Genomic DNA, 680 nt, shown 5'->3' with positions numbered 1-680 from the left:
GCAGGCTGCGCAGCACCTTGGGTTCGGCGCGCGCCGGCTTGTCGGTGCCCGGCGTCCGCCAGTCCAGCGTCAGATCCCCGGTCGAGAGCATGGCCGCCAGGATGGGACGCTGCGAGACCGGCGAGGCCAGCAGGACGCGGGCGTCGATCGTCAGGCGTTCGCCGATCAGTTCGAGCTGCGTGTCGTCGACCGTGTAGGTCTCGGCCGCCTCGTAGAAGACCGAACTGCCGACGAACACCAGCGCCACCGCCGCCAGCAGCACGAAGGTGACGCGGCCGACCAGCCCGCGCGGCCACAGCGTGATCCGCCGCGCCCCGGGTGATGCCGGCCCGTTCTGCGGCGCCGCCATGACGGTCAGTGGCGTTCCACCGGCGCGGTGAAGATGTAGCCCATGCCCCGCACGGTGCGGATCAGGGTTTCGGACTCGCTGCCCAGCTTGCGGCGCAGGCGGCTGACCAGCACGTCGACGCTGCGGTCCGAGACGTCGCCCAGCCGGGTGCGCGACAGTTCCAGCAGCCGGTCGCGGCCGATCACCCGCTGCGGATTGTCCAGGAAACTGACCAGCAGGTCATGTTCCGCACCGGAGATCTCGACCACCGCGCCGGACGGATCGGTCAGTTCCCGCCGCCGCAGATCCAGCGTCCAGCCGTCGAATTTCAGGACCTCGCGCCGGGGTGTCC

At 70.7% G+C, this 680-nt stretch carries 1 protein-coding gene and 1 pseudogene; both read right to left on the bottom strand.

What is annotated here, in order from left to right:
* Positions 1 to 349 (bottom strand): annotated as a pseudogene (locus tag HUK84_RS21605) (ATP-binding protein); the annotation flags it as partial.
* A gap of 5 nt (positions 350 to 354) precedes the next feature.
* A partial coding sequence (locus tag HUK84_RS21600) for a winged helix-turn-helix domain-containing protein (protein WP_176641972.1) occupies positions 355 to 680 on the bottom strand: 326 nt, incomplete at its 5' end.

The sequence above is a fragment of the Nguyenibacter vanlangensis genome (genome assembly GCF_013376155.1).
Classification (GTDB): domain Bacteria; phylum Pseudomonadota; class Alphaproteobacteria; order Acetobacterales; family Acetobacteraceae; genus Gluconacetobacter; species Gluconacetobacter vanlangensis.
Note: the sequence above shows the minus strand (reverse complement) of the source record. Positions and strands in the feature narration are given on the sequence as shown.